Raw genomic sequence first — 24,441 nt, forward strand, 5'->3', positions numbered from 1 at the left:
CCTCTCCTATGCCCCGTGTTCCGCCAGGAAGCGCCGGATGCGCGCCAGCACCGCGTCCCGCGCCTCGACATGCACCGAATGATTGGCACCCTCGACCATGAACAGCTCGGCCTTCGGCACCGCTTCCGCGATCAGCCTGGACTGGGATGGCGGACATATCCAGTCCGCCGCGCCACACACCACCAGCGTGGGAACGGCGATCTCCGGCAGCCGGGGGCGCAGGTCGTAATCCTTCTCCGCGAAGAGGTCGTTATGCGTCTTTGCGTGGAAGGACATGGTCCGCGTGCGCTCCATCGAGGCATCGGGATCGAATCGCTCGTAGTAGAGCGGCTGCAGCGCCGCCCAGATCAGCCGCAGCTCCGTATCGTCCACCACCGCGTCGGAGAACATCTTCTCCACCATGCGGACGGAGGCACTGGTCGCCTTATGCAGCCGCGCCTTGATGTTCTCGACCGCCTCGGCCTCGTGATGGTGGCTCGGCGCGGTGCCGCGCAGGATCAGATGCGTGGCGCTGCCGGGATGGCGCAGCGTGTGCGTCAGCGCGATCATGCCGCCGAAGCTGCCGCCCTGGATGATGCAGGGCGCGCCGACCAGCGTCTTGCGCAGTTCCTCCAGGTCATCCGCCAGGCGGTCGAAAGTGAAGGGCGGCGTGAGGGAGGATTGCCCGCAGCCGCGCTGGTCATAGGCGATGACGCGGTATTCGTCGCTGAGCGGGCGATAGGCCGCCATCTCCCCCGCATGGTCGCCGATGCCGCGGCCGCCATGCACCAGGATGATGGTGCCGCGCTTCGCCTCGCCGATATCCTCGACAAGAAGTTCCGCGCCGGCGATCGCAACCCGCTTCATGCTTCCCCCCTTATGCGCGCGCCGACCCGCGCCAGCAGCGCGGTATCGACGGGGTGGCGGATGACGCAGCCCGGGGAGATCAGCACGCCATTCCCGCTGGCGCGGATCGCGGCCAGGTCGTCCTCGATGGCGTTCATGTCGCCCTGGGTGATCGGCGTGCGGCGCAGCCCGCCCAGGATCGGCTTGCGGCCACCGGCCGCGCGGTATTGCGCGATGGAGGGCGCGGTCTCCCCGATATGCCAGTTCAGCACGGGCACGGGAAGTTCGCTGAGCAGGTCGAAGAGAATGTCGTCGCCATGCATGTGCACGGCGTTGAACCAGCCCGCCTTCGCGCCTTCCAGCGCCGCCAGGTCATGCGCCAGGAAGTTGCGGCGATAGGCCGCCTCGCCGACCGCGCTGGTCGCGTCCTGCACCGCGAAGAAGACACCCGCGCAGCCCAGCGCGATGGCGGTACGGCTGAAGGCGGCGGTGGTTTCCGCCATTTCCGCCATGGCCGCCTGCACCAGCGCGGGATGATCGCGCAGATGGGTCGCGAAGCCGTTGCCGCCGATCAGCTTCTTGGCGATGGTGACGGGGGAGAAGACGGTGGCGAGCACCGGCACCGCCGGCCCCAGCGCCGCCACCAGCAGCCCCAGATGCCGCAATTCCCGCCCCAGCACGCCGGCCGTGGGGTCCAGGCGCTTGACGCGCGTCCAATCCTCCGGCGCCTGGATCGGGCTCGCCGTCACCTTCGCGACGCCGCCCGCCGCGATCTCCGAATAGTCCGCGCGGACGCCCCAATCCTCCACGACATAGAGGCCGTTCGGCATGGATTTCACGAAATCCGCGCCGGTCGCGCGGGTGAAGGCCACCGTCTCCCGCGCGATGGCGTCGGGGTCGAGGTCGATGCCGGGGAAATGCGTCCAGAAGGAGAAGGCGGGGCGCGGCGTGGCTTGCCCCGCGATCGTCGCGCGTACCAGGTCGGCCGGCGTCATGCCGCTTCTCCCATCAAGACAAAATGGCCCCCGCCAAGGTCGCGCAGCGCCGCCGCCGGCGGGAAGGCATAGCCGCCCGCATCGAAGGCGAGCCTTTTCCGCCCGCGTTCATGCGCGGGATCGGGGATCGGCACGGCGGAGAGCAGCGCCTGGGTGTAGGGATGCCGCGCATCCCCGAACACCGCCTCGGTCGGCCCCATCTCCACGATGCGGCCGCGCAGCATGACCGCGACGCGCGAACAGAGGTAGCGCACCATCGACAGGTCATGCGCGATGAACAACAGCGCCAGCCCCATGCTTTCCTGCAGATCCTGGAACAGGTTCACGATCTGCGCCTGGATGGAGACATCCAGCGCCGTGATCGGCTCATCCGCCACCAGGAATTGCGGCCGCAGCGCGATGGCGCGGGCGATGCCAATGCGCTGGCGCTGGCCGCCGCTGAATTCATGCGGGTAGCGCTGCATGAAGGCGGGATCGAGCCCCACGGTGCGGAACAGCGCCGCGACCCGATCCGGCCCCGCTTCCGCCCCATGCACCAGCAGCGGTTCCTGCACGAAGTCACCGACGCGCATGCGCGGGTTCAGCGCGGCATAGGGGTCCTGGAAGACGATCTGCATGCGCCGGCGGAACGGCTTGCGCTGCGACGACGACAGCGATGTCAGATCGGTGCCGTCGAAGACGACGCGGCCGGCATCGGGCTCCTCCAGCCCCATCACCAGGCGGCCCGTGGTGCTCTTGCCGCTGCCGCTCTCCCCGACCAGGCCCAGCGTCTCCCCGGGCATGACGTCGAAGCTTACGTCATCGACCGCGCGGGTCACGTAGCGCGCGCGGCCGAACAGCCCGCCGCCGCTGGCGTAGTGCCGCCTCAGGCCTTCGACGCGGAGCAGGGGCGCCGTCATGCCAGCAGCCTCGGCAGGTCGTACCAGGCGGCGACCATGTGGCCCGGCACGCTGTCCGGCACGGGGCGCAGCGGCGGTGCCTCAACATGGCAGCGCGGCGTGGCGAAGGGGTTGCGCGGCGCGAAGGGGTCTCCGGGCGGCGGCGCAAACATGTCAGGCGGGCAGCCGGGAATCTGCATCAGCCTGCCGCCGGGCGGCCGCGAGCCATGCGGCAGGGATTGCAGCAGACCGTAGGTATAGGCGCTGCGCGGGTTGGCGAAGACGGCATCGACGGGGCCGCGTTCCATGATGCGGCCGGCATACATCACCTGAATCGTGTCGGCGATGCCGGCCACCACGCCCATGTCGTGCGTGATCCAGACCATGGTCATGCGCAGCCGGTCGCGCAGCTCCGCCATCAGATCGAGGATCTGCCCCTGCACGGTCACGTCCAGCGCGGTCGTCGGCTCATCCGCGATCAGCAAAGCGGGCTCACAGGAAATGGCGATGGCGATCATCACGCGCTGGCGCATGCCGCCGCTGAATTCATGCGGGTATTGGGAAAGTCGCCGCGCGCCGTCCCGGATGCCGACCAGGGCCAGCAGATCCGCGGCCCGATCGAGCGCCTGGCGCATCGACATCGCCTTGTGGCGCATCAGCGGCTCCGCGATCTGCCGCCCGATGGTCAGCACGGGGTTCAGCGCCGTCATCGGGTCCTGGAAGATCATGCCGATGCGCCCACCGCGGAGGTCCCGCAGCCGTGCCTCCGACATCGCCAGCAGGTCATGCCCGTCGAAGACCGCGCGCCCGCCCAGGATGCGCCCTGGCGGCTGCGGCAGCAGGCCCAGCAGCGCCAGCGCATGCACGCTCTTGCCGCTGCCGCTCTCGCCGACGATGCCGAGCGTCTCGCCGGCCTCCACGCCGTAGGTCAGGCCCGGGATGACGCGGGCGAAGCGGCCTTCCCGCGCGAAGCCGACGGACAGGTCCTCGATTGCCAGCAGCGCCATCACCGCACCGCCAGTCGCGGGTCGAAGAAGTCCCGCAGCCAGTCGCCCAGCAGGTTCACCGCCAGCACCGTCAGCATCAGCGCGAGGCCCGGGAAGGTGATGATCCACCAGGCGGAGGAGATGTAGGTCCGCCCATCCGCCAGCATCCGCCCCCAGGAAGGATCGGGCGGCTGGATGCCGAGGCCCAGGAACGAAAGCCCCGCCTCCAGCACGATCACCCGCGCCAGTTCCAGCGTCGCCACCACCAGCGCCGGCGTCAGCACATTCGGCAATATGTGGCGCAGGATGATCCGCGGATGGGAGGCGCCGATGGCCCGCGCGCTCTGCACGAATTCCCGTTCCCGCACCGCCAGCACCTGGCCGCGCACGATGCGCGCGTAGCGGACCCAGGAGACCAGGGCGAGCACGCCGACCAGGTTGCGCAGGCTCGGCCCGAGTGCGGCCACCACCATCAGCGCCAGCAGCATCAGCGGCAGCGCGAGCTGGATATCGACCAGCCGCATGAGGATGCGATCCACCCAGCCGCCGAAATAGCCGGAGATGAGTCCCAGCAGCGTACCCAGCACGCCCCCCAGCAGCACCGCCGCGCCTGCCACCATCAGGGTCACGCGGCTGCCCGCGATGATGCGGGACAGGATGTCGCGCCCCAGCTGGTCCGTCCCCAGCGGATGCGCACCCAGGCTGAACCAGGACAATGTGGGCGCCACCATCCGCGCGCGGAGATTCGTCCGCGTGGGATCGGGCAAATCGAGCCAGGGTCCGAAGATCGCCAGCAGCACCAGCACCACCAGCAGCGTGGCGCCCAGCAGGCCCAGCCATCCGGAACGGCGCGTCAGCGCCCGCCATACCTCCCTCATCGCCGGGCCCGGATGCGCGGGTCAAGCAGCCCGTAGAGCAGATCGACGAAGAGGTTGATGACGACGAAGATGGTCGCGATCACCATCACCCCCGCCTGCACCACGGGAAAGTCCTTCGCCTCCATCGCCTGCACGATCAGGCGCCCGACGCCGGGCCAGGAGAAGACCGTCTCCGTCACCACCGAGCCGCCGAGCAGCTCGCCCGCGAGGATGCCAACCATGGTGACGACGGGGATCAGCGAATTGCGTGCGACATGCCACAGGAAGACCGTGCCCGGCAGCAGCCCCTTGGCGCGCGCCGTGCGCACATGGTCGTCCTTCATCACGTCCAGCATGCCGGACCGCAGCAGCCGCGCGATGCTGGCGGTGGTGAAGGTGCCAAGCGTCAGCGCCGGAAGGATCAGGCTCGCGGGGCCCTCATAGCCGCCGGTCGGCAATAGCCCGAGATCGACGGCGAACAGGAGGATCAGCAGCAGGCCGAGCCAGAAGACCGGTGTCGCCTGGCCGAGCAGCGCCAGCAGCATCACCACGCCTTCCACGATGGTGCCACGGAACAGCGCCGCCATGGATCCCGCGACGGCGCCCAGCACCACGCCGACCAGCAGCGCCGATTCCGCCAGCGCCATCGTGGCCGGCATGCGTTCCAGCACCACGGAGAGGGCAGGGCGCATGAACTGGAAGGAGTTTCCGAAGTCGCCCCGGACCACGCCGCCGAGGAAGGTCAGGTACTGCTCCCAGATCGGTTGGTCCAACCCCAAGCCGGCGCGCAACTGCTGAAGCTGCTCCTCCGTCGCCCCCACCGGCAGCAGCAGGATCGCGGGGTCGCCCAGCAGGCGGGAGACGACGAAGACGATCGTCACCACGCCCCAGATCGCCACGATGCCGTCGACCAGACGAGAGAGGAGGAAGCGCCCCATCAATCCTCCAGCCCGTAGATGTCGCGCGCGGCCTCCGCGCTGATGCGATCCTCCCGCAGGTCCCGCCGCACCGCGTCGCGGTCGCGCAGGCGAGGATCACCGCGGCCGCCACCGCCGGAGGTCACGGCCGCGCCCGATCCGCCATCCGGGATCAGCCCGTCCCGCCGCTTCAGCGCGGCGACGCCCGCAGAGAGCTCGACGCGCGCCAGCCCGCCGGGCAGCCCGCCTTCCAGCCCCCAGGCCGGCACGATGTTGCAGGGCCCGCCGAGATTCACCGTCGCCTCATGCCCCACCGCCCGCACGCGGCGCCTGATGCCCATGCCGCCGCGGAAGCGACCCGGCCCGCCGCTGTCCCGCACCAGTTCGTAGGCCTCGACCATCACTGGCTGTTCGGATTCCAGCGCCTCCACCGGGATATTGGCGGAGTTGGTGGTGTGGACGTGGACGCCATCCATGCCGTCCTGCCCCGCCCGCGCGCCGAAGCCGCCGCCCATGCTTTCGTTGTAGACGTAGTAGCGGCCGGTGCGGGGGTGCGTGCCGCTCATGGTCAGCACCGTCACGCCGGTGGAGGCCGCAGGCACGCGATCCGGGATCGCCTCCGCCAGCGCCGCGAAGCACATATCCACCAGCCGCTGCGCCACGTCGTGGCGGCTGTAGACGGCAGCGGGCGGCAGCGCGTTGACGATGGAACCCGCCGGCGCATCGATCCGGATCGGCCGGTGGAACCCCGCATTCGCCGGCGTGTCCTGGTCCAGCAGCGTCTTCACGACGTAATAGACCGTCGCCTGCAGCGCGGTGAACACCATGTTGAGGCCGGACCGCGTCTGCGCCGGATTGCCGGCGAAATCGAAGCGGATCTCGTCGCCCGCGACCTCGATCGCGACCGCCAGATGCAGCAGCTCGGGCCACAGGCTGGTGTCGAAGGGGGCGCGGAATTCGTAGCGGCCATTGGGGATGGCGGCGATGCCGGCGCGGGTCTTGCGCTCGGCATAGTCCAGCAGCTCGCGCGTCGCCTGGTGCAGCACCGCCACGCCGTAGCGCGCGGCCAGCGCCTGGTAGCGCTGCACGCCCAGCCGGTTCGCCGCCATCTGCGCGCGGAAGTCGTTCACCCTCTCGCGCGGCACCTGGCAGTTCAGCAGCACCAGCTCCATCACATCCTGCTGCAGCACGCCGGCGCGGTAGAGCCGGATCGGCGGTATGCGCAGCCCTTCCTGGAAGATATGCGCGTGCCCGCGATCCACGAAGTCGGAATGGTGTGCCAGGTTCGCCACCCAGGCGACCAGCGCACCCTCCACGAAGACCGGCTCGAGGAAGACGATGTCGTTGAGATGCGTGCCGCCACCGGTATGCGCGTCATTCCCGATGAAGACGTCGCCCGGCTGGATCGCCGCGACATCGGTGCTGCCCAGCACGCGTGCGGCGATGCCGAGCAGCGATCCCAGATGCAGCGGAATCTGCTCCGCCTGCGCGATGATGCGGCCTTCCGTGTCGAACAGCGCGGCAGAGCAGTCGCGGCGTTCCTTGATGTTGGCGGAATAGGCCGCGCGGATGATGGCCTTGCCCATCTCCTCCACGATGGTGGAAAGGGCGCTGCCGATCACCTCGACGGTGATGGGATCGATGGCAGTGCTCACGCCGCCTCCTCGATCATCAGGTTGAGCCAGGGATCGACGGTCGCGACCTGGCCCGGCAGCAGCAGCGTGGTGCTGTCCATCTGTTCGATCACCGCAGGCCCCGCCACGCGATGCCCGGGTCCGAGACGCGGGCGGTCATGCAGCGGGCAATCCACCACCGCGCCCGCTTCCGGCAGCCAGACCCGGCGCGTGCCGATGATGGTGTCCGACACATCCGTCGCCGCCGGCGGATGCGCGGCGATGTCGGCCTTCGGCACGCGGCCGGTCGCCTCCAGCCGCAGCGTCACCACGCGGATGGGCTCCTCCGGCGAGGCATAGCCATAGACCTGCTTGTGCGCGGCCTCGAAGCGCCTCGTCACCTCGGCCAGCGCGGCCTCGTCCAGCGGGCCACCGGGGCAATCCACCATCAGCTCATGCCCCTGGCCCTCATAGCGCAGGTCGATGGCGCGCGCCGTGGCGCGATCCGCCTCCGCGATCCCTTCCTGCGCGAACCAGGACGCCGCCTGCGCCTCCAGCCCTGCGAAGCCCTCCCGCAGGCCGGCCAGCCCGTCCGGCGACAGCGGCAGCATCCGCCCGGCCGAGAGATGCGTGCGCAAATCGCTCAGCAGCAGCCCCATGGCGCAGAGGATGCCCGGATTGCGCGGCACCAGCACGCGCGCCATGCCGAGTTCGCGCGCCAGCCGCGCCGCATGCAGCGGCCCCGCGCCGCCGAAGGCCATCAGCACGTAGTCGCGAGGGTCATAGCCGCGCTCGACGGAGATGACGCGGATCGCCTTCGCCATGTTCGCGGTGACGACGCTGATGATGCCCTGCGCCGTCCGCATCGCATCCAGCCCGATCGGCGCGCCGAGCCTTGCGATCGCCGCCTCCGCCCGCGCACGGTCGATCGCCATGCGTCCGCCCAGCAGATGGGTCGGGTTCAGCACGCCGAGGACGAGGTTGGCGTCCGTGACCGTCGGCTCCTCGTTCCCCAGCCCGTAGCAGACCGGCCCGGGGAAGGCGCCGGCGCTGCGCGGTCCCACCTTCAGCAGCCCGCCGCTATCGACAAACGCAATGGAGCCGCCGCCCGCGCCGACCGTGTGGATATCCAGCATCGGCACGCGCAGCGGATTGCCATGAACCGCCACATCCACCGCCATGCGCGGCCGCCCGCCATCGATCAGCGCGACGTCCGACGAGGTGCCGCCCATGTCGAAGGTGATGACCCCCGGCACCCCCGCCGCGCGCCCGATCGCGAGCGCGCCCGTCACCCCCGCCGCCGGCCCGGACAGCACCGTGCGCACCGGAAACCTCGACGCCGCCTCGGCCGAAATCACGCCGCCATTGCTCTGCGTCAGATGCGGCGTCGCGCTCACGCCCATCGCCGCCAGCCGCGGCGCGAGGCGCCCGAGATAGCCGCGCATCACCGGCCCCAGCGCGGCATTCACCGTGGTGGTGGAGAAGCGCTCATATTCCCGGAACTCCGGCGCGACCTCATGCGACGTGCTCACGAAGGCGCCCGGCATCTCCTCCGCCACCAGCCGCGCCACCATCGCCTCATGTGCCGGCGCCAGATAGCCGAACAGGAAACAGATGGAGACCGCCTCCACCCCCGCATCCCGCAGCCGCCGCACCGCCGCACGCGCCTCATCCTCGTCCAGCGCCGTCTCGACGCTGCCATCGAAGCGCAGCCGCTCCGCCACCTCCAGCCGCAGGTCGCGCGGCGCCGGCGGCTCCGGCTTGCGGGCCTGCAGGTCATAGAGGGCCGGCCGCATCTGGCGGCGGATCTCGATCACGTCGCGGAAACCGCGCGTCGTCACCATGCCGGTCCGCGCGCCGCGGCCCTCGATCAGTGCATTGGTCGCCACCGTGGTGCCATGGCCGAAATAGGCCACCTCCGTCCCCGCGCGCCCCGCTTCCGCCAGCGCCTGGCCGATGCCGGTCGCGATGGCCTCGCTCGGGTCGCCCGGCGTGCTGCTGACCTTCCACACCGAAAGCCGCCCCGCCGCGCCATCCCACAGGCAGACATCCGTGAAGGTGCCGCCGGAATCGACGCCGATCCGAAGCCCGCCAGGCAGCGCGATCACACTCATGCCGAGGGGAAAACCGGGCGGACAGCCATGCCGGCGAAGGTCCTTCTGGATTGGCGCCAATTTTGATGCCATGATCGGCGCCGGATGGTCAACGCACAAACGCAGCAGGGAAGGGCGGGCATGGACGGCAGCGAAACCGGCAAAGCCGCGCCCACCCGCAACCGCGACCTCGTTCGCCTGCTGGAGACCGACATCCATCTCGGCCGCCTCGGCCCAGGCGCCTGGTTGCGCCAGATCGACCTGGAGGCCGCCTACAACGCCACGCGCCTCGATATCCGCCAGGCGCTGGACCGGCTGGTGGAAAAGCGCCTGGTCCGCCACATCGCGCGCCGCGGCTACCAGGTGGAGGATTTCGACCCCGCCCGCGTCGCCCAGGTCATGGAAGTCCGCGCCGTGCTGGAGGTTGCCGCCGCCGCGCTGGTCATCGACAGGCTCGACGACACCGCCCTCGCCACGATGCAGCAGCACGCCGAAGCCTTCGCCACCGCCCTCGAATCCGGCACGGTGGAGGACCAGGAAGCCGCCAACATCGCCTTCCACACCGCCATGCTGGCGCCATGCCCGAACCGCGAACTGGTCGACCTGCTCTTCGACCTTCGCGCCCGCGTTCCCGCCGCCGTCATCCGCCGCCGCAACACGATGGACCTGCTCCGCCGCGGCGCCGACCACCACTTCGCCATCATCCGCCTGATCCGCACCCGCGACCTGCCGGCACTCCAGCAGGTGATGCGGGACCACAACCTCAGCCCGGGGGCGCCGTAAGGCGTGAGGGCGGCGCTGTCCCGGAGAGGGGCTTCTCGCCCCTCTCCGGACCTCTCCCCCGCCGAGGGCCAGCGGGCCCTCGGAACCCATGAGATTGGTCGATGGAGGGAGGGGCATGGAGCGCGCTCGGAGCCGGCGGTCGCTTCGTGCCCCTCCCTCCATCGACCAATAACCTCGCGGTCCAGGGTCCCGCTGGACCCTGGCGGGTGAAGGGGTCCGGGGAAGAGGGCGGAGCCCTTTTCCCCGGGATGCGTCGCCCTCGCCCAACGCAATCCCCCCGGTCTAGGCTGTCTCCCGCACCACCCTGGGGGGCGACCGGCGATGCGTGGTTGGATGATGGCGGCGGCGGTGCTGATGCCGGTGGTGGCGGCGGCGCAGGAGGCGCGGGTCGCGATCCAGACGGAGACCTCGTCGCTCGATCCGCATTTCGCGCTGGTCGGCGCCAACCAGGCCGTGATGCGGCATCTCTTCGATCCGCTGGTGGGGTCGGACCGCAACCTGCGCCCTGTCGCGGGCCTCGCGGAGTTCTCGAACCCCGAGCCCGATCTCTGGGAGTTCCGTCTCCGTCCCGATGCGCGCTTCCATGACGGCACGCCGGTGACGGCGGAGGATGTGCGCGCCTCGATCGAGCGCATGCCGCGCGTGCCCAACAGCCCCGCGCCCTATATCCGCCTGGCCGGCAGTATCGCGGCGCTGGAGGTGGTGGACAGCCGCACCATCCGCATCCGCTCCCGCGGCGTCGATCCCGCCGTGCCGCTGAATGCCATGACGGCCTGGATCATCCCGGCGCGCATCGCGGCGACGGCGACGACGGCGGATTTCAATGCGGGGCGCGCGGTGGTGGGTTCCGGCCCCTGGCGCTTCGTGGAGTGGCAGCCGGGTTCCGCGCTGCGCCTGGCCCGCAACGATGGCTATTGGGGGGAGGCGCCCGCCTTCGCCCGCGCCACCTTGCGGCCGGTGGCGAATGATGCGGCGCGGCTCGCGGCGCTGCTGGCGGGCGATGCCGACCTGGTCGATGCCGTCCCGCCCGGAGAGGTGGCTCGGCTGCGGGCGCGGCCGGAGGTGACGGTCTCCGCCGCGTCATCGAACCGCATGATCTATATCGGGCTCGACCAGGCGAACGACCCGTCCCCCTTCGTCACGTCGCGGGATGGGCGGCCGCTTTCCGCCAATCCGCTGAAGGATGCGCGGGTGCGCCATGCCCTCTCGCTCGCGATCAACCGCGCCGCGATCGTGGACCGCGTGCTTTCGGGCGCTGCAAGGGCTTCCGGGCAACTGGCGATCGAGGGGCAACTCGGCTTCGATCCCGACCTCGCCTCCCCCGCCTTCGACCCCGCCGAGGCGCGTCGCCTGCTGGCCGAGGCCGGCTATGCCGAGGGGTTCCGCATCACCCTGCATTCCCCCAACAACCGCTATGTCGAGGATGACAAGACTGCCCAGGCGGTCGCGCAGTTCTGGGCGCGGATCGGGCTCGATGCGCGGGTGGAGGTCATGCCCTCCAACGTCTTCTTCACCCGCGCCGGGCGGCGGGAATTCAGCACCTTCCTGATCGGCTTCGGCCATTCCACCGGCGATGCCTGGCTTGGCCTGTCGCAGGTGCTGCACAGCTTCGATGCCGCGCGCGGCCTGGGCGGGCTCAACCGCGGCCGCTATGCCAGCCCGGCCTTCGACGGGCTGATGGAGCAGGCGCGCGGGACGGCGGATCCCGCGGCGCGGGATGGGCTGATCCGCCAGGCCCAGCGCGTGGCGATGGCGGGGGACATGGCGGTGCTGCCGCTGCACGTGCCGCAGAACATCTGGGCCCATCGGGCCACCCTCAGCTATGCCGCGATGGTCGAGGAAAGCACCCTGGCGCACCACCTGCATCCCAGGCGCTAGCAGGCTTTTCCACCCTGGACAGGGGTTGGGGCCTCAAGCATCTTCCGGCCCCCTCCGAACCGGGAAGAGACACAAGAACATGCAGGCTTCACCCCTCCGCACCCTGCTGCGCGGCGCCGTTTCCGCGCTGGCGCTGGGTGCCGTCTTCGCCGCTACCGCCCCCGCCGCGCCGGCCGCTGCCAGCACCTTCACCTGGGCCACGGCGAACGACATCCTCGGCCTCGATCCGCACGCCAACAACCACGGCGTGACGAACACGATGAAGGAGAATGTCTATGAGCCGCTGGTGAAGCGGCAGCCCGATGGCAGCGTCCGCCCCGCGCTGGCGGAGCGCTGGGAGCAGGTGAACCCCACCACCTGGCGCTTCCACCTGCGCCGCAACGTCCGCTTCCATGGCGGCGAGCCCTTCACCGCCGCCGACGTCGTGATGTCGGCCGAGCGCGTGCGCCAGAACGACATGGCCTATGTGCTGCAGAGCGTGACCGCCGTCCGCGCCGTCGATGACTTCACGGTGGAGATGGAAACGCGCGGCCCGAACCCGATCCTGCTGCAGGACCTCTCGCTGTTCTTCATCATGAACGCGAACTGGGTCCGCACGAACAACGCCATGGCCGTGGCCCGCGCCGGCCAGCCGGGTGCGACCAACACCTTCGTCCAGCTCAACACCAACGGCACCGGCCCCTTCCGCGTCGTGGAGCGCCTGGCGGATGAGCGCACCGTGCTGGTGCCCAATGCCGAGTACTGGGACGCGGCCGCGATGCAGCATGGCATCACGCGCGCCGTCTTCCGCCCCGTCGCCAGCGCGCCGACCCGCGTGGCCGCGCTGCTGTCGCGCGAGCTTGACGTGATGTACCACGTGCCGCTGCAGGACGTGCAGCGCGTCTCCCAGGCGCAGGGCATCCGCCTGATCCAGGGCCCGACGGCGCGCAGCATCTACTTCGCCATGGACACGGCCCGGCCGGAGAACATGGACGCGCCCGGCACGCCCAACCCGATGCGGGATCCCCGCGTGCGGCGCGCGATGTACCAGGCGATCGACATGAACACGATCACCCGCGTCATCCTGCGCAACTCCACCGTCGCGGCCGGCATTCCCATCGCCCAGGCGATCGGCGGCTTCGACGCCGCGGCGAATGAGCGCCTGCCCTTCGACCCGGAGGCGTCGCGCCGCCTTCTGGCCGAAGCCGGCTTCCCGCAGGGCTTCCGCACCACGCTGAACTGCCCGAACAACCGCTACGTCAATGACGAGGCCATCTGCCAGGCCGCCGTCAGCATGCTGCAGCGCGTCGGCATCCAGGCCCGCCTGAATGCCGTGCCCTTCGGCCGCTTCCTGCAGGGCGGCGCCAATGGCGAATACCAGTTCTACCTGCTGGGCTGGACGCCCGGGAACTTCGACATGACCAATCCGGGGCGCGAACTGCTGGGCGAGGGCAGCTTCAACTGGGGCCGCTTCCAGGATGACCGGATGGCGGAGCTGCTGCGCCAGATCGCGGTGGAGACGGACCAGCCGAAGCGCCAGCAGCTGGCGTCCCAGTACTGGGCGCGGTTCAAGGAATTGCTGCCGATGATCCCGCTGCACCAGGAACCGCAGATCTTCGGCGTGCGGGAGACGGTCGCCGAACTGCCGCTGCGGGTGCAGGAGGATCTGGAACTCCGCCACGTCCGCATGCGTCGCTGATCCACCACGGGATGGGGGGCTAGATCAGCCCCCCATTCACATGCAGCACCTGCCCGGTGACGTAGCCCGCGGCAGGGGAGGCAAAATAGGCCACCGCCTCCGCCACGTCGTCCGGCGTCCCGAGTCTTCCCATCGGGATCTTTGCCGTCACGGCATCCCATTGCGCCTGGCTGAGTGCCGCATGCGCGCCAGGGTCCTTGCGCGTGTAGCCGGGCGCCACGGCATTCACGGTGATGCCGCCCTTCGCCGCCTCCACCGCCAGCGCCCGCACCAGCGCCTCCACCGCGCCCTTGGCGGCGGCACTCGCGGGGAAGGTGCTGACATCCGTGCGGAAGACATGCGCGACGAAGGAGGAGATGGCGATGATCCGCGGGGCGGGCCGGCCGGCGAGATGCGGCAGCGCGGCCCGCGCGGTGCGGAGGAACCCCCACAGCACGCCATCGATCGATTTCTGGAAGATGGCGTCATCGGCCTGGGCGAAGGGCGTCTTGTCCGCGAAGCCCGCCGCCGTGACCACCACGTCGAGCCCGCCGAATTCCTCCACCGCCCGCGCCACCAGCCCGGCCGGCACCGCCGCATCGCCGATATCGCCCAGCATGGTCGCGGCCTCCGCCCCGGCGGCGCGCGCGGCCTCCGCCACGCGCTCCAGCCCCTCCGCGTTCCTCCGCGTGTGCAGCAGGACAGCGGTGCCAGGGGCGGCTAGGCGGCGCACGCAGGCCGCGCCGATGCCGCTCCCTGCGCCGGTCACGAGAACAACGCGCTTCGCCGCCATGCACCGCTCCTGGCCCTGATCAGGCCGCCAGCGTTACCCTTCCCGCCGGGACCGCGCAAACCGGGGGATGACGACCATGCACGACCTGCCCGAGGCCGATGAGGCAACCCGCGCCGGCGTCCTGGCCTGGATGGCGCGCTTCGCCGCCGCGGTGCGGGCCGTGGACTACCGCACGGCGACGCCGATGTGGCACGCGAAGGTCCTGGCCTTCGGCACCCACCAGGCTGTGCTCGAGGGATTCGTCAATTTCCGTGACCGCCAGTGGGACAGCGTCTGGCCTCGCACCGCGGATTTCGCCTTCGTGGAGGCGGCGGCCCGTGTGCTGGCCAGCGCCGATGCCGGCATGGCGGTGGCGATCGCGCCCTTCACCAGCACCGGCTTCCATGCCGATGGCACGCCCTTCCCGCGTCCCGGCCGCGCCACGCTGGTGTTGATGCGGCAGGGCGATGCGTGGATCGCCGTCCACAGCCACCTTTCCCTTGAACGCGGCGTGCCCACCGAAAGCCACGGCAACCGCCCGGTGATCCGCTGACTCGAAAAGCCCTCTCCCCCTGACAGGGGGAGAGGGTTGGGTAAGGGGGGGAACTCCTCACCCCAACGCCTGCGGCGCAAACCCGAACGCCGCCTCGAAGCGCTTCGAATACAGCGGCCACACCTCCGGATTCTCCAGTCGCGGCGGCACCTCGCCCTTGAAGATCTGGATCCATTGCAGCGCCGCACCCTCCGCCATGTCGTGCAGCGCTTCCTCCGTGATTCCGGCGTTGTGCGGCGTGACGAGGACGTTGTCGAAGCCCAGCAGCGGATGGTCGGGCGGCGGCGGTTCCTTCAGGAAGACGTCGAGCCCCGCCCCCGCCAGCTGCCCCGCCGCCAGCGCCTGCGCCAGCGCGGCCTCGTCATGGATGCCGCCGCGGGAGGTCTGGATGAAATAGGCCGTCGGCTTCATCAGCGCGTATTGCGCCGCGCCGATCATGCCGAAGGTCTCCTTGTTGCGCGGCACATGGACGGAGACGAAGTCTGCGCGCGCGAACACCTCCTCCATCGAGGCCTTCACGCCACCCCGCGCCGCGATCGTTGCGGCGTCGAGATAGGGATCGCAGGCCAGCACCTCCATCCCGAACAGCCCGCGGCACAACTCCGCCACGCGCGTGCCGATCTGCCCGATGCCGACCAGGCCGATCGTCTTGCCGCGGATGTCGCGCCCCGTGACGGCGAAGCGGTCCAGCCCCGCCTGGCGGCGCAACATCTTGTCCGCCACGCCGATCTTCTTCGACAGCGCCAGCATGAGGCCGAGCACATGCTCCGCCACCGCTTCCTTGTTGGTGCCGGATTGGTGGCAGACGATGACGCCCGCTTTGGTGCAGGCCTCCACATCGATCACGTCGAAGCCCGCGCCCGACGAACACGCCGCCAGCAGGTTCGGCGCCCGCGCCAGCAGCGCGGCGTCGCAGAACCAGGGCTCCTTGATCTCCACCCGCGGCAGCGCGTGGTAGCCGTGGGCCTGCGCGAAGGCCGCGTCCAGCGTCGGCCGGTCCATGTCGAATTGCAGGTGGTCGAGCGCGATGCTGGGCTCCGCGCCCAGCACGCGCAGCGCGACCGGATCCATCCAGTGGGAGAAATAGGCCAGCCGCGCCGTCGGCAGCGTATTCGACATCACTCTATCCCTGTCTCAATCCCATGCGGCGCACCAGCGCGCCATTCGCGGCGAGTTCCGCGCGTACCGTGCCCGCGAATTCCTCGGGGCCCTGCATCGCGGGCTCGATCCCCTGTTCTGCCAGCTTCGCCACCACATCGGGCTCCGCGAACAGCGTTGCCAGCGCCGCATGCACGGCGTTGACGATGGATCGCGGCGTGCCGCCCGCCAGCACCACGCCCGCCCAGATCTCCGTCTCCTCGCCCGGGAAGCCGGCTTCCGCGATGGTCGGCACATCGGGCAGCAAGGTCGCGCGCGATGGCGTCATGGCGGCGAGCGGCCGCAGCGCGCCGGCGCGGACATGCGGCAGCAGGCTGTTCAGCGCGCCGCAGAAGGCATGGGTCCGCCCCGCCAGCAGATCCGGCATCAGCTGCGCCGCGCCGCCATAGGGCACGTGCAGCATGTCGTCGCCGACCAGCCGGCCGACGCCCATGTGCTGGAAGCTGCCGACGCCGGAAGAGGGGTAGGAAAGCTGCCCCGGCCTCTCCCGCGCCGCCGCCACCAGGCCACGCACGTCGCGGATGTTGGTCGCGGGGTTCACCACCAGCAGCGTCTGCACCCGCGCCACGCGGGCGGCGAGCGCCAGGTCGCGCAGCGGGTCGAAGCTGGTGCGCATGGTCAGCGGATTCGTCGTCAGCACCTGGTTCGGCGCGAAGAGCCAGGTGGCGCCATCCGGCGCGCTGCGGGCGACGAGTTCCGTGCCGATATTGCCCGCGGCCCCCGGCCGGTTCTCCACCACGAAGGGCCGGCCCCAGCGCGCGCCGAGCTTCTCCGCGATCAGCCGCCCCATCAAATCGTTGCTGCCGCCGGGCGTGAAGGGAACCACCATCTTCAGCGTCGGCGCGGGGAAGTCCTGCGCCCATGCGGGCGCGGCCGCCATCGCCATGGCCGCGCCCAGGAACGAACGTCGCTGCATCGTCCTTCTCCTCCCTGATGCCGCAGCCTTTCCGGCCGTCAGCTGTGCCTCGTGAGTCCTGCCGTCATCGCCGCCGAGTAGCCGGGCGCCACGCGCGCATCGATCACCACCGTCTCCCCCGCGCGCACCCGCGCCACCGCGTCGCGCACCGCTGCCGCCAGTTCACCCGCGGTGTGCACCGGCCCGATCCCCGTCGCGCCCTGCGAACGCGCCAGCGCGGCGATGTCGATGTCGGGGTCGGCGATGCGCTGGCCGATCCACTTGTTCTCGACGGGCCGGTTGCGCTGCTTGGCGACGCGTTCCTGGTGAACCTCGTCATTGTAGAAGCTGCGGTTGTTGCAGATGACGGCCAGCATCGGCACGCGGTAATGCGCCGCGGTCCAGAAGGCGGTCGCGCTCATCAGCGTGTCGCCATCGCCGAGCACCGCGACCGGCAGCCGCCCCGTGCCCTGCAGGCCCATCGCCGCGCCGATCAGCATGCCAGGCCCCGCGCCGATGCCGGCGCCGCCATCGCCGCCGAGGTAGTCCAGCGGATGGCGGAAATGCCAGGTCTCGCCCCGCCATCCCAGCGGCAGCCGCACCAGGCAGGCGGGCACGCCGTGCAGCCCCTCGCCCAGCGCCGCCGACAGCGTGCCCACATCCAGCATCGCGTCCGGCGCCGCCGGCGGCAGGGCCGGGCAGGCCGGCAACTCGCCCGGCGGCGTGCCGGGGCCGACGCCCATCGCATCCGCGATGGCATGCAGCGCGATGGCGGGCTCGCAGGCGAGATGCAGATCGACGGGCGGCAGGCCGAAATGCTCCATGCCGAAGCCGTTGTGCAGCTGCTGGTCGACCGTCGCGTGGATGACGCGGCCCGTGAACCCGCCCGCCTGCTTCAGCGTGCCCGCCAGGTCCACCCAGTCGAAGGCCAGCACCAGATCGGCCTCCCGCAGCGCCGCCTGCGCCTTCTCCGTCAGGAAAGTGGTCGGCGCGGCGGCGTGCAGCGGATGATCGGTCGGGAAGGCGGCGCCGACCTTGAAGTCCGTCAGCACCACCGCGTCCAGCGCCTCCGCCAGCGCGACGCGGCGCGCCCAATCCGTCGTGCTGCGCGCGCCGCGCCCCGGCAGGATCATCGGCCGCTTTGCCGCGCGGATCATCGCGACCGCCGCCTCGATCGTGGCCGGCGCCGGCACCGATGCCGCCGGCGGCGCATAGCGGTAAACGTCGGGCAGCGCCGGCAGCGCCTCCAGCCGCATCTCCTGCAACGCGGCATCGAGGTTCACATAGACCGGCCCGCAGGGCGCGCTGCGCGTGATGAGGTTGGCGCGCAGCAGCGCCTCCATCGCGGCCGGCACCGAAGCCGGCTGGTTGTCCCACTTGAGAAAGGGCCGGACCAGCGCGGCCTGGTCGCTCATGGTATGGAGCCAGTCGATCCAGGGCCGACGCGCCGCCGCATCCACCGGCCCCGTCGCGCCCAGCACCAGCATCGGCACGCGGTCGCACCAGGCGTTGAACAGCCCCATCGTGCCATGCATCAGCCCGACATTGCTGTGCAGCACAACGGCCATCGGCGTGCCCGTCACCTTCGCCCAGCCATGCGCGATGGCGACCGCATTGCCTTCATGCAGGCAGAGGATCATCTGCGGGTCGCGGTTGCCCGTATCGTTCACCAGGCTGTCATGCAGCCCGCGGAAGCTGGCGCCGGGATTGAGCGTGATGTGCCTGTAGCCCATGGCCTGCACCAGCCGCGCCACGACATCGCTGCCCCAGACGCTGCCGGGGGGCGAGGCGACGGGCTTCTCGATCTCATCCATGCCGTTCAATCCGCCCTCATGCCGGTGATGCGGATCACCTCCGCCCAGCGTGCGACCTCCGCCCGCATGAAGGTGCCGAGTTCCTCCGGCGTGCCGGGCGCGCTCTCCGCGCCCTCGGTCGCCAGGCGGCTCCGCACCTCCGGATCGTTCATCGCCTTGTGCACCTCCGCGTTCAGCCGCGCGATGATGGGTGCGGGCACGCCGGCGGTGGTGACGACGCAGTACCATTGCGTCGTCTCGAAGCCCGGCAGCCCCTGCTCCGCGATGGTCGGGATGGAGGGATCGGCCTGCATCCGCGTGCGCGACGAAACGCCGAGCGCGCGCAGCCGCCCATCCCGCACCAGCGGCATCACGACGGTACCGCCCGTCATGGTGAAGCTGATCTGGCCCGCGATCAGGTCATTCGCCATCGGCCCGCTGCCGCGATAGGGCACATGGGTGAACTCCACCCCCGCCGCATGGCCGAGCGCCGCGGCGGCGATATGCGCCGCACTGCCATTGCCTGCGCTGCCATAGGTCAGCTCCCCGGGCCGCCGCCGCGCCAGCGCGATCAACTCCTGCAGGTTGCGCGCCGGCACGGAGGGATGCACCGCCAGGATGTTCGGCACCAGCGCCACCATGGAGACGGGCGCGACGCCGCCGATCGGGTCGAAGCTGAGGCGCGGATAGAGGCTCGGGTTCACCCCCAGCGTGCCGATATGGCCGAGCATGATGGTGTATCCATCGGGCGGCGATCGCACCACGACCTCATGCCCCACCGTGCCGCCGGCGCCGCCCCGGTTCTCCACCACGACGGAACCGCCGAGCCCCTGCGTGAGGCGCGGCGCCAGCACGCGGGCCAGGATGTCCGTGGTGCCGCCGGGCGCGAAGGGCACGATGAAACGGATCGGCTTGTCGGGCCAACTGGCCTGCGCGAAGGCGGGCGCGGCCAGCAAGGTCGCGCTGCCCGCCAGCAAGGATCGCCGCGTCGTCGTCATGGCTGAAACCCTCCCTCAGAAGGCGAAGCGCGACATGCCGCCATCCACGGGGATGACGGTGCCGGTGACGTAGGCAGCGCGGTCGGAGGCGAGGAAGATCGCGACATCCGCCATCTCCTCCGCCTCCCCGAAGCGCTTCATGGGAATCTCGGCCTCCGCGAACTCCCGCTCGCTCTCCGGTGTCGGGTAGCGCCTGGCCATCTGCTCGCTGCGGATGCGGCCGGGCTGGAGGCAGTTGATGGTGACGCCATCCGCCGCGACGTCGCGCGACAGGCCCTTGGCCCAGACATGCACCGCGGCCTTGGCGGCGAAGGCGGCGTTGATGATCTTCGGCTCCGAGGTGCCCGTGAAGTTCACCACGCGCCCCCAGCCTTGCGCGCGCATCCCCGGCATCACGGCATGGGTCAGCTCCCGCAACCGATGGAAGTTGATCTCCATGCCCTCGTCCCAATCGGCGCGAGGCGCATCGAAGGGCAGGGGGCGGCTGCCGCCCGCCGCGTTCATCAGGATGTCGATGCCGCCCAGCGCCTGCATGGCCGCGTCGGCAAGACGCGCGGCGGCGTCCTTCTCCGTCAGGTCGATGGCGATGGGGATGATGGGCGCGCCGCCCTCGGCCGCGACCTCCGACGCCATCGCCCGCACCAGGCCGCTGCGCCGTGCGGCGGCCGCGACGGTCACGCCCTCCCGCGCCAGGGCGCGGGCCACCGCCCGGCCGATGCCCTGGCTCGCGCCCGTCACCAGGGCGCGCCGCCCCTTCAGGCCCAGCTCCATCCCGTTTCCCCCATGTCTTGGCCGCGAGTGTCACGGCAGACCGCGCGGGGGGCAAGGGCTAGACGGGCTCGATCCGCGCGGCGCGGATCCACTCCCGGTGCTGCTCCACGTCGCGACGCACGAAGGCCGTGAACTCCGCCACGCCCATCGGCATCACCTGCGCGCCGGTCCGCGCCTGCTGGTCCTGGATCGCCGGGTCGGCGAGGATCTTCCCGACCTCCGCCTGCATCCGCTCCAGGATCGCGGGCGGCGTGCGCGCCGGGGCCAGCAGCCCGACCCAGACGGATTGCTCGAAACCCGGCAGCACCTCCGCCACCGTGCCCACATCGGGCAGCACGGCGTTGCGCCGTGGGCCCGTGGTGCCGATGCAGCGCACGCGGCCGGTGCGGATCGTCTCCAGCATCGACGGGATCGGATCGAAGCAGAGCGGCACCTGCCCCGCCACCACCGCCGTCCGCACCTGGTCGCTGCTGCGGAAGGGCACGTGCTGCATGGTGATGCCCGCCTGCGCCTTGAAGACCTCCGACGCCAGATGGTGGCCGGACCCGATGCCGGGCGAGCCCACATCCAGCCGCCCGGGATTCGCCTTCGCATGGGCGATCAGTTCCGCGATGGAATTCACGGGCAGGGAGGGATGCACCACCACCGCGTGATGCATGATGTTCAGCGAGGCCGAAGGCGCGAAATCCCGCAGCAGATCGTAGGACCGGCCAGGCATCAGTGTCTCGTTCGCCGTCTGGGTGTTGGTGCAGACGATCCAGCTATAGCCATCGGGCGGCGACTTCGCGACATGGTCCGTGCCGATGGTGCCCGCCGCGCCGGTGCGATTCTCCACCACCACCGCCTGGCCGAGATTCTCCTGCAGCCGCTGCCCAACCAGGCGCGTGAAGATATCCGCCGTGCCGCCGACGCCGAAGGGCACCACCAGGCGGATAGCGCGCGATGGCCAGGGCGCTTGCGCCCGCGCCGTGATGGACGGCAGCGCCATCGCTGCCCCCAGAAGCGTCCTGCGCAACAGCATGATCACTCTCCCGCCTGTTCTGGCACAGAGCCTAGCGATCCCCATGCCAGCGTCCATCTTCCCGCATCCCGGCATCGCCCCCATGCTGTCCCGATGGACCTCGCCCGCTTCCGCGCCTTCTCCCACCGTGTCGAGCACCCCGCCGCGCCCGCCCCGGGCCCGCTTTCCGGCGTCACGCTGGCGGTGAAGGGCAACATCCCCGTCGCCGGCCTGCCCTGGACGGAGGGCAGCGCCGTCTTCGCCCATCGCATCGCGACGGAGGACGCCGCCTGCGTGGCGCGCCTGAAGGCCGCCGGTGCCGTCGTGGTCGGCATGACGACGCTGTCGGAGATGGCGATGTACGCCCCGGACAATGCGGCGGAGCCGATGGGCCTCAACCCCTTCGACGTGACCCGCACCGCGGGCGGCTCCTCCACCGGCAGCGGCGTCGCCGTCGCGCTCGGCCAGGCGATGCTCGGCCTCGGCACCGACAGCGGCGGCTCCGTCCGCAACCCCGCGCTTCACTGCGGCGTCGTCGGCTTCAAGCCGAGCCTCGGCACCTGGGACTACAGCGGCGCGACTCAGCCCGCGCCGAGCCTCGACACGCTCGGCCTCATCGCGCGGGATGTCGCGACGCTGGCGCGCGGCGCCGCCGTGCTGGGCACGCCGATGGGCCGCGCGAGGCCCCGCCTGCTGGTGCCGTCCATCCTGGTCGCAGAAAGCGCCGATGCCGCCACGCGCGCCCTCTTCGCCGCCGCGCTGGATCGCTGCCGCGAAGCGGGGATCGAGACCGTCGAGGCCGAGATCCCGCTCTGGCGGGAGGCGGACGCCGCCTGCGGCATGATCTCCCTCGCCGAGGGCGGCGCCTGGCTGGACCGCCTGCCGGATGACGCACCCCTCGGCCCGCGCCTCCTCGCCCGCCGCGCAGCGTATCGGGCGCTGGATCCCGCCGTGGTTCGCGACGCCCGCGCCACCTGTGCCGCCTTCACGCAGGCGCTGCGGGCGGCGCTGCGCGACGCCTCCGCCATCGCCACCCCCACCTGGCCCTTCGCGGCGCCGCCGATCGAGGCCGACACGGTCGACTTCGACGGAACGCCCGTCCCCCTCGACCCCGCGCGCTCGATCTTCGTGCGCACCGCCAATGCCGCCGGCGCCCCGGCCATTACGCTCCCGGCCGGGCTCTACAAGCGGGAACGCGTGCCCTTCGGCCTGCACCTGCTGGCCGCGCCGGGCGAGGACGCCGCGCTGCTGGCGCTCGCCGCGCGCGTTGAGGCCGTGCTGCCGCCCGCGCCTAGCCCGCCGCTCTGACGATCATCGCGGCAAGCCCGCCGCCCGGCGGCGCCTGCTGTTCCGCGCCGCCGCTGATGAAGACCCGCGTCGTGCCGAAGATCGCGCCGACCATCCCGGACGCCACGGGACGCATATGCTTGTCGGGGTCCAGCTCGCTCTCGAACACCGTCGTCCGTCGGCCCCGCACCGCGCCGCCCGGCCTGACGCCCACCTTCACCAGCAGCGCCTCCGGCGCGCTCGTCGTGAACAGCCCCGCCGCATCCGGCGCCAGCCCGACGCGCCGCGCGAGCCGCATCAGCGCCGGCGCGTCGATGATGTCGGAAAGCGGCTCCGTCGCCATCACCAGATCGCCGCCCGCCCCCGGCACATTCGCCAGCAGGATCACCTCGCAATGGGTGAGTTCCGTGCCGGAGAAGGCCATCACGCGCCGGCTGTGCAGCGACCCATCGCGCAGGATCGCCGCATCCGTCACGCGGTCCTCCGCCACCTCCCCCAGCGCGATCCCCGCGCCGAGGGCCGCGACGGCGCGCGATGTCGGCGTCGATCCCGCCCGCGCCGCGCGTTCCGCCGGCAGGGTCGCGAGATGCCGGCGCGGCAGCACCGGGCTCTTCACCAGCACCAGCGCCACCTGGTCGGCGCTTGCCCCCGCATCCGCCATGGCGCGCCGCACGGCCTCCGCCACCGAAGCCGCATGGCCGCGCCCGCCATACTCCTCCACCGGGATCGGCGCCGTCGCCGCGACGCCCAGCGCCAGCCGTGCCGGCCCCGCGGGATCGCGCGGCGTCTCCATCTCCACCATCAGCGTGCCATGCGGCGTGATCACGCCCTCGCAGCCCGTGGAGAAGATCAGCGTGGCCTCCCGCCCGCCCAGCGCCGCCTGCGTCGCCGCGATGGCGAGGTCGCGGGAGAAGTCGTTCAGCGTCGCCGTCCCCTCCGTCTTCCCCAGCACTGCGATGCGCCGGATGCGCCCCGGCGGCAGCCCGGCCAGCGCCGCCGCCAGCCCCCGCGCATCGCCCGGGCCTTCCATGTCGTAGTGACGCAGCAGCACCGTCACGGCGTGGCGTCCAGCCCGGCAATGCCGCCATGCGCCGCCGACCAGGCCACGGGATCGGCGAGGTAGCGGCGCAGCTCCGCCAGGTCATCCGCCGGCAGCGCGCCGCGCGCCTCCGCCGCCTCGACGACGTCATCCCAATTCGCCAGCCCGAACAGCCCCGCCCCCGTGCCGTCGGCGGCCACGCGATCGAAGATGCCCCATTTGAACAGCACGAAGATGCGCGCCACCTCCATCCCCGCCCGTTCCAGCGCGCGGCAATAGGCACCCTTGCTGCGCCCATCGGTGGTCACGTCGCTGACGAGCAGCACGCGCGACCCCGGGCGCAGCGCGCCCTCGATATGCGCATCCGCGCCGAAGCCCTGCGCCCGGCGCCGCACCACGGCGAAGGGCTGGTGAAAGCGTTCCGCCAGCATGGCGCCGAGCGCGATGCCGCCCTGTTCCGTCGCCGCCACCGCATCGAAGCCGGCATGGCCGACCTCCGCTAGGATGCGCGCCTCCGCCCCCTCCAGCAGCGCGCGCCGCGCCAGCGGGAAGGAGAGTGCGCGGGGGATGTCGAGATAGACCGGCGCCGCCCAGCCGGAGGAGAGCATGAAGGGCCGGTCCGGCCGCAGCAGGATCGCCCTTGTGTCCAGCAGCGCCTGCGCCGTGCGGCGGGCGATCGCGTCCTGGTCCATG

At 71.1% G+C, this 24,441-nt stretch carries 22 protein-coding genes; 5 read left to right on the plus strand and 17 right to left on the minus strand.

Annotation, left to right across the window (positions count from 1 at the left end):
- Positions 1-6 precede the first annotated feature (6 nt).
- Genes G3576_RS23805 through G3576_RS23840 form a run of 8 tightly spaced genes read right to left on the minus strand, consistent with a single transcriptional unit; the run spans position 7 to position 9,185 of the window.
- Positions 7-846: an alpha/beta fold hydrolase gene (locus G3576_RS23805; RefSeq protein ID WP_164696967.1), complete on the minus strand. Its 840-nt coding sequence runs from the start codon at positions 844-846 to the stop codon at positions 7-9.
- Complete coding sequence (locus tag G3576_RS23810; protein ID WP_164696968.1) at positions 843-1,820, minus strand: uroporphyrinogen decarboxylase family protein; 978 nt, start codon at positions 1,818-1,820, stop codon at positions 843-845. The genes G3576_RS23805 and G3576_RS23810 overlap by 4 nt, the downstream gene beginning before the upstream one ends.
- Entirely contained in the window at positions 1,817-2,719 is a 903-nt protein-coding gene (locus G3576_RS23815) for an ABC transporter ATP-binding protein (RefSeq protein WP_164696969.1), read from the minus strand. The genes G3576_RS23810 and G3576_RS23815 overlap by 4 nt, the downstream gene beginning before the upstream one ends.
- The gene (locus tag G3576_RS23820) at positions 2,716-3,705 is read right to left on the minus strand and encodes an ABC transporter ATP-binding protein (protein WP_164696970.1); all 990 of its coding nucleotides are present in this window, start codon (positions 3,703-3,705) and stop codon (positions 2,716-2,718) included. The genes G3576_RS23815 and G3576_RS23820 overlap by 4 nt, the downstream gene beginning before the upstream one ends.
- Positions 3,705-4,562: an ABC transporter permease gene (locus tag G3576_RS23825; protein WP_164696971.1), complete on the minus strand. Its 858-nt coding sequence runs from the start codon at positions 4,560-4,562 to the stop codon at positions 3,705-3,707. The genes G3576_RS23820 and G3576_RS23825 overlap by 1 nt, the downstream gene beginning before the upstream one ends.
- Positions 4,559-5,479 (minus strand): ABC transporter permease, encoded by a 921-nt coding sequence (locus G3576_RS23830; RefSeq protein ID WP_164696972.1) that lies wholly within the window; start codon positions 5,477-5,479, stop codon positions 4,559-4,561. Before G3576_RS23830 ends, G3576_RS23825 begins: the two co-directional genes overlap by 4 nt.
- Positions 5,479-7,113, minus strand: coding sequence for a hydantoinase B/oxoprolinase family protein (locus tag G3576_RS23835; protein ID WP_164696973.1), 1,635 nt, complete (start codon positions 7,111-7,113; stop codon positions 5,479-5,481). The genes G3576_RS23830 and G3576_RS23835 overlap by 1 nt, the downstream gene beginning before the upstream one ends.
- Complete coding sequence (locus tag G3576_RS23840) at positions 7,110-9,185, minus strand: hydantoinase/oxoprolinase family protein (RefSeq protein WP_164696974.1); 2,076 nt, start codon at positions 9,183-9,185, stop codon at positions 7,110-7,112. Before G3576_RS23840 ends, G3576_RS23835 begins: the two co-directional genes overlap by 4 nt.
- 120 nt (positions 9,186-9,305) lie before the next feature.
- On the opposite strand from G3576_RS23840, the gene G3576_RS23845 reads away from it, so the two are divergent.
- From G3576_RS23845 to G3576_RS23855, 3 genes are all read left to right on the plus strand, one after another.
- The gene (locus G3576_RS23845; RefSeq protein WP_164696975.1) at positions 9,306-9,947 is read left to right on the plus strand and encodes a GntR family transcriptional regulator; all 642 of its coding nucleotides are present in this window, start codon (positions 9,306-9,308) and stop codon (positions 9,945-9,947) included.
- A gap of 321 nt (positions 9,948-10,268) precedes the next feature.
- On the plus strand, positions 10,269-11,825 hold the full coding sequence (locus G3576_RS23850) for an ABC transporter substrate-binding protein (protein WP_164696976.1): 1,557 nt from the start codon (positions 10,269-10,271) through the stop codon (positions 11,823-11,825).
- A 79-nt stretch (positions 11,826-11,904) separates the two neighbouring features.
- Positions 11,905-13,503, plus strand: a complete 1,599-nt coding sequence (locus G3576_RS23855; RefSeq protein ID WP_164696977.1) for an ABC transporter substrate-binding protein — start codon at positions 11,905-11,907, stop codon at positions 13,501-13,503.
- A 19-nt stretch (positions 13,504-13,522) separates the two neighbouring features.
- Here the strand turns inward: G3576_RS23855 and G3576_RS23860 are convergent, their stop codons facing one another.
- The gene (locus G3576_RS23860; protein ID WP_164696978.1) at positions 13,523-14,275 is read right to left on the minus strand and encodes an SDR family NAD(P)-dependent oxidoreductase; all 753 of its coding nucleotides are present in this window, start codon (positions 14,273-14,275) and stop codon (positions 13,523-13,525) included.
- 76 nt (positions 14,276-14,351) lie between these two features.
- On the opposite strand from G3576_RS23860, the gene G3576_RS23865 reads away from it, so the two are divergent.
- The gene (locus G3576_RS23865) at positions 14,352-14,807 is read left to right on the plus strand and encodes a nuclear transport factor 2 family protein (protein WP_164696979.1); all 456 of its coding nucleotides are present in this window, start codon (positions 14,352-14,354) and stop codon (positions 14,805-14,807) included.
- 57 nt (positions 14,808-14,864) lie between these two features.
- Here G3576_RS23865 and G3576_RS23870 read toward each other — a convergent pair whose 3' ends face one another.
- From G3576_RS23870 to G3576_RS23895, 6 genes are read right to left on the minus strand one after another with little or no spacing between them, the layout of a single operon-like run.
- Positions 14,865-15,926 carry an NAD(P)-dependent oxidoreductase gene (locus G3576_RS23870; RefSeq protein WP_164696980.1) on the minus strand — a complete coding sequence of 354 codons (1,062 nt, stop codon included), beginning with the start codon at positions 15,924-15,926 and terminating at the stop codon, positions 14,865-14,867.
- Between the two features lie 4 nt (positions 15,927-15,930).
- Positions 15,931-16,881: a Bug family tripartite tricarboxylate transporter substrate binding protein gene (locus G3576_RS23875; RefSeq protein ID WP_164696981.1), complete on the minus strand. Its 951-nt coding sequence runs from the start codon at positions 16,879-16,881 to the stop codon at positions 15,931-15,933.
- Positions 16,882-16,919: 38 nt separating this feature from the next.
- Entirely contained in the window at positions 16,920-18,674 is a 1,755-nt protein-coding gene (locus G3576_RS23880; RefSeq protein ID WP_164696982.1) for a thiamine pyrophosphate-binding protein, read from the minus strand.
- Between the two features lie 5 nt (positions 18,675-18,679).
- Complete coding sequence (locus tag G3576_RS23885) at positions 18,680-19,651, minus strand: Bug family tripartite tricarboxylate transporter substrate binding protein (RefSeq protein ID WP_164696983.1); 972 nt, start codon at positions 19,649-19,651, stop codon at positions 18,680-18,682.
- Between the two features lie 15 nt (positions 19,652-19,666).
- The gene (locus G3576_RS23890) at positions 19,667-20,422 is read right to left on the minus strand and encodes an SDR family NAD(P)-dependent oxidoreductase (protein ID WP_164696984.1); all 756 of its coding nucleotides are present in this window, start codon (positions 20,420-20,422) and stop codon (positions 19,667-19,669) included.
- Positions 20,423-20,480: 58 nt separating this feature from the next.
- Positions 20,481-21,443: a Bug family tripartite tricarboxylate transporter substrate binding protein gene (locus G3576_RS23895; RefSeq protein ID WP_164696985.1), complete on the minus strand. Its 963-nt coding sequence runs from the start codon at positions 21,441-21,443 to the stop codon at positions 20,481-20,483.
- Between the two features lie 93 nt (positions 21,444-21,536).
- On the opposite strand from G3576_RS23895, the gene G3576_RS23900 reads away from it, so the two are divergent.
- A complete protein-coding gene (locus tag G3576_RS23900) occupies positions 21,537-22,730 on the plus strand; it encodes an amidase (RefSeq protein WP_164696986.1) in 1,194 nt (397 codons plus the stop codon).
- Here the strand turns inward: G3576_RS23900 and G3576_RS23905 are convergent.
- Together G3576_RS23905 and G3576_RS23910 are read right to left on the minus strand one after the other, a co-directional pair.
- Positions 22,714-23,766, minus strand: coding sequence for a ring-opening amidohydrolase (locus G3576_RS23905; RefSeq protein ID WP_164696987.1), 1,053 nt, complete (start codon positions 23,764-23,766; stop codon positions 22,714-22,716). The genes G3576_RS23900 and G3576_RS23905 overlap by 17 nt on opposite strands.
- On the minus strand, positions 23,763-24,440 hold the full coding sequence (locus G3576_RS23910; protein ID WP_164696988.1) for an orotate phosphoribosyltransferase: 678 nt from the start codon (positions 24,438-24,440) through the stop codon (positions 23,763-23,765). Before G3576_RS23910 ends, G3576_RS23905 begins: the two co-directional genes overlap by 4 nt.
- Position 24,441 lies beyond the last annotated feature (1 nt).

Origin of the sequence: Falsiroseomonas algicola (assembly GCF_011040385.1) — a bacterium.
Classification (GTDB): domain Bacteria; phylum Pseudomonadota; class Alphaproteobacteria; order Acetobacterales; family Acetobacteraceae; genus Falsiroseomonas; species Falsiroseomonas algicola.

What these genes read in the sequence shown, in the direction of transcription:
- G3576_RS23895 (WP_164696985.1), bottom strand. Translation starts at nt 21,443, where the DNA reads ATGCTGTTGCGCAGGACGCTTCTGGGGGCAGCGATGGCGCTGCCGTCC.
- G3576_RS23845 (WP_164696975.1), top strand. Translation starts at nt 9,306, where the DNA reads ATGGACGGCAGCGAAACCGGCAAAGCCGCGCCCACCCGCAACCGCGAC.
- G3576_RS23855 (WP_164696977.1), top strand. Translation starts at nt 11,905, where the DNA reads ATGCAGGCTTCACCCCTCCGCACCCTGCTGCGCGGCGCCGTTTCCGCG.
- G3576_RS23815 (WP_164696969.1), bottom strand. Translation starts at nt 2,719, where the DNA reads ATGACGGCGCCCCTGCTCCGCGTCGAAGGCCTGAGGCGGCACTACGCC.
- G3576_RS23805 (WP_164696967.1), bottom strand. Translation starts at nt 846, where the DNA reads ATGAAGCGGGTTGCGATCGCCGGCGCGGAACTTCTTGTCGAGGATATC.
- G3576_RS23860 (WP_164696978.1), bottom strand. Translation starts at nt 14,275, where the DNA reads ATGGCGGCGAAGCGCGTTGTTCTCGTGACCGGCGCAGGGAGCGGCATC.
- G3576_RS23870 (WP_164696980.1), bottom strand. Translation starts at nt 15,926, where the DNA reads ATGTCGAATACGCTGCCGACGGCGCGGCTGGCCTATTTCTCCCACTGG.
- G3576_RS23840 (WP_164696974.1), bottom strand. Translation starts at nt 9,185, where the DNA reads ATGAGTGTGATCGCGCTGCCTGGCGGGCTTCGGATCGGCGTCGATTCC.
- G3576_RS23880 (WP_164696982.1), bottom strand. Translation starts at nt 18,674, where the DNA reads ATGGATGAGATCGAGAAGCCCGTCGCCTCGCCCCCCGGCAGCGTCTGG.
- G3576_RS23810 (WP_164696968.1), bottom strand. Translation starts at nt 1,820, where the DNA reads ATGACGCCGGCCGACCTGGTACGCGCGACGATCGCGGGGCAAGCCACG.
- G3576_RS23850 (WP_164696976.1), top strand. Translation starts at nt 10,269, where the DNA reads ATGCGTGGTTGGATGATGGCGGCGGCGGTGCTGATGCCGGTGGTGGCG.
- G3576_RS23910 (WP_164696988.1), bottom strand. Translation starts at nt 24,440, where the DNA reads ATGGACCAGGACGCGATCGCCCGCCGCACGGCGCAGGCGCTGCTGGAC.
- G3576_RS23885 (WP_164696983.1), bottom strand. Translation starts at nt 19,651, where the DNA reads ATGACGACGACGCGGCGATCCTTGCTGGCGGGCAGCGCGACCTTGCTG.
- G3576_RS23875 (WP_164696981.1), bottom strand. Translation starts at nt 16,881, where the DNA reads ATGCAGCGACGTTCGTTCCTGGGCGCGGCCATGGCGATGGCGGCCGCG.
- G3576_RS23820 (WP_164696970.1), bottom strand. Translation starts at nt 3,705, where the DNA reads ATGGCGCTGCTGGCAATCGAGGACCTGTCCGTCGGCTTCGCGCGGGAA.
- G3576_RS23825 (WP_164696971.1), bottom strand. Translation starts at nt 4,562, where the DNA reads ATGAGGGAGGTATGGCGGGCGCTGACGCGCCGTTCCGGATGGCTGGGC.
- G3576_RS23890 (WP_164696984.1), bottom strand. Translation starts at nt 20,422, where the DNA reads ATGGAGCTGGGCCTGAAGGGGCGGCGCGCCCTGGTGACGGGCGCGAGC.
- G3576_RS23865 (WP_164696979.1), top strand. Translation starts at nt 14,352, where the DNA reads ATGCACGACCTGCCCGAGGCCGATGAGGCAACCCGCGCCGGCGTCCTG.
- G3576_RS23900 (WP_164696986.1), top strand. Translation starts at nt 21,537, where the DNA reads ATGGACCTCGCCCGCTTCCGCGCCTTCTCCCACCGTGTCGAGCACCCC.
- G3576_RS23830 (WP_164696972.1), bottom strand. Translation starts at nt 5,479, where the DNA reads ATGGGGCGCTTCCTCCTCTCTCGTCTGGTCGACGGCATCGTGGCGATC.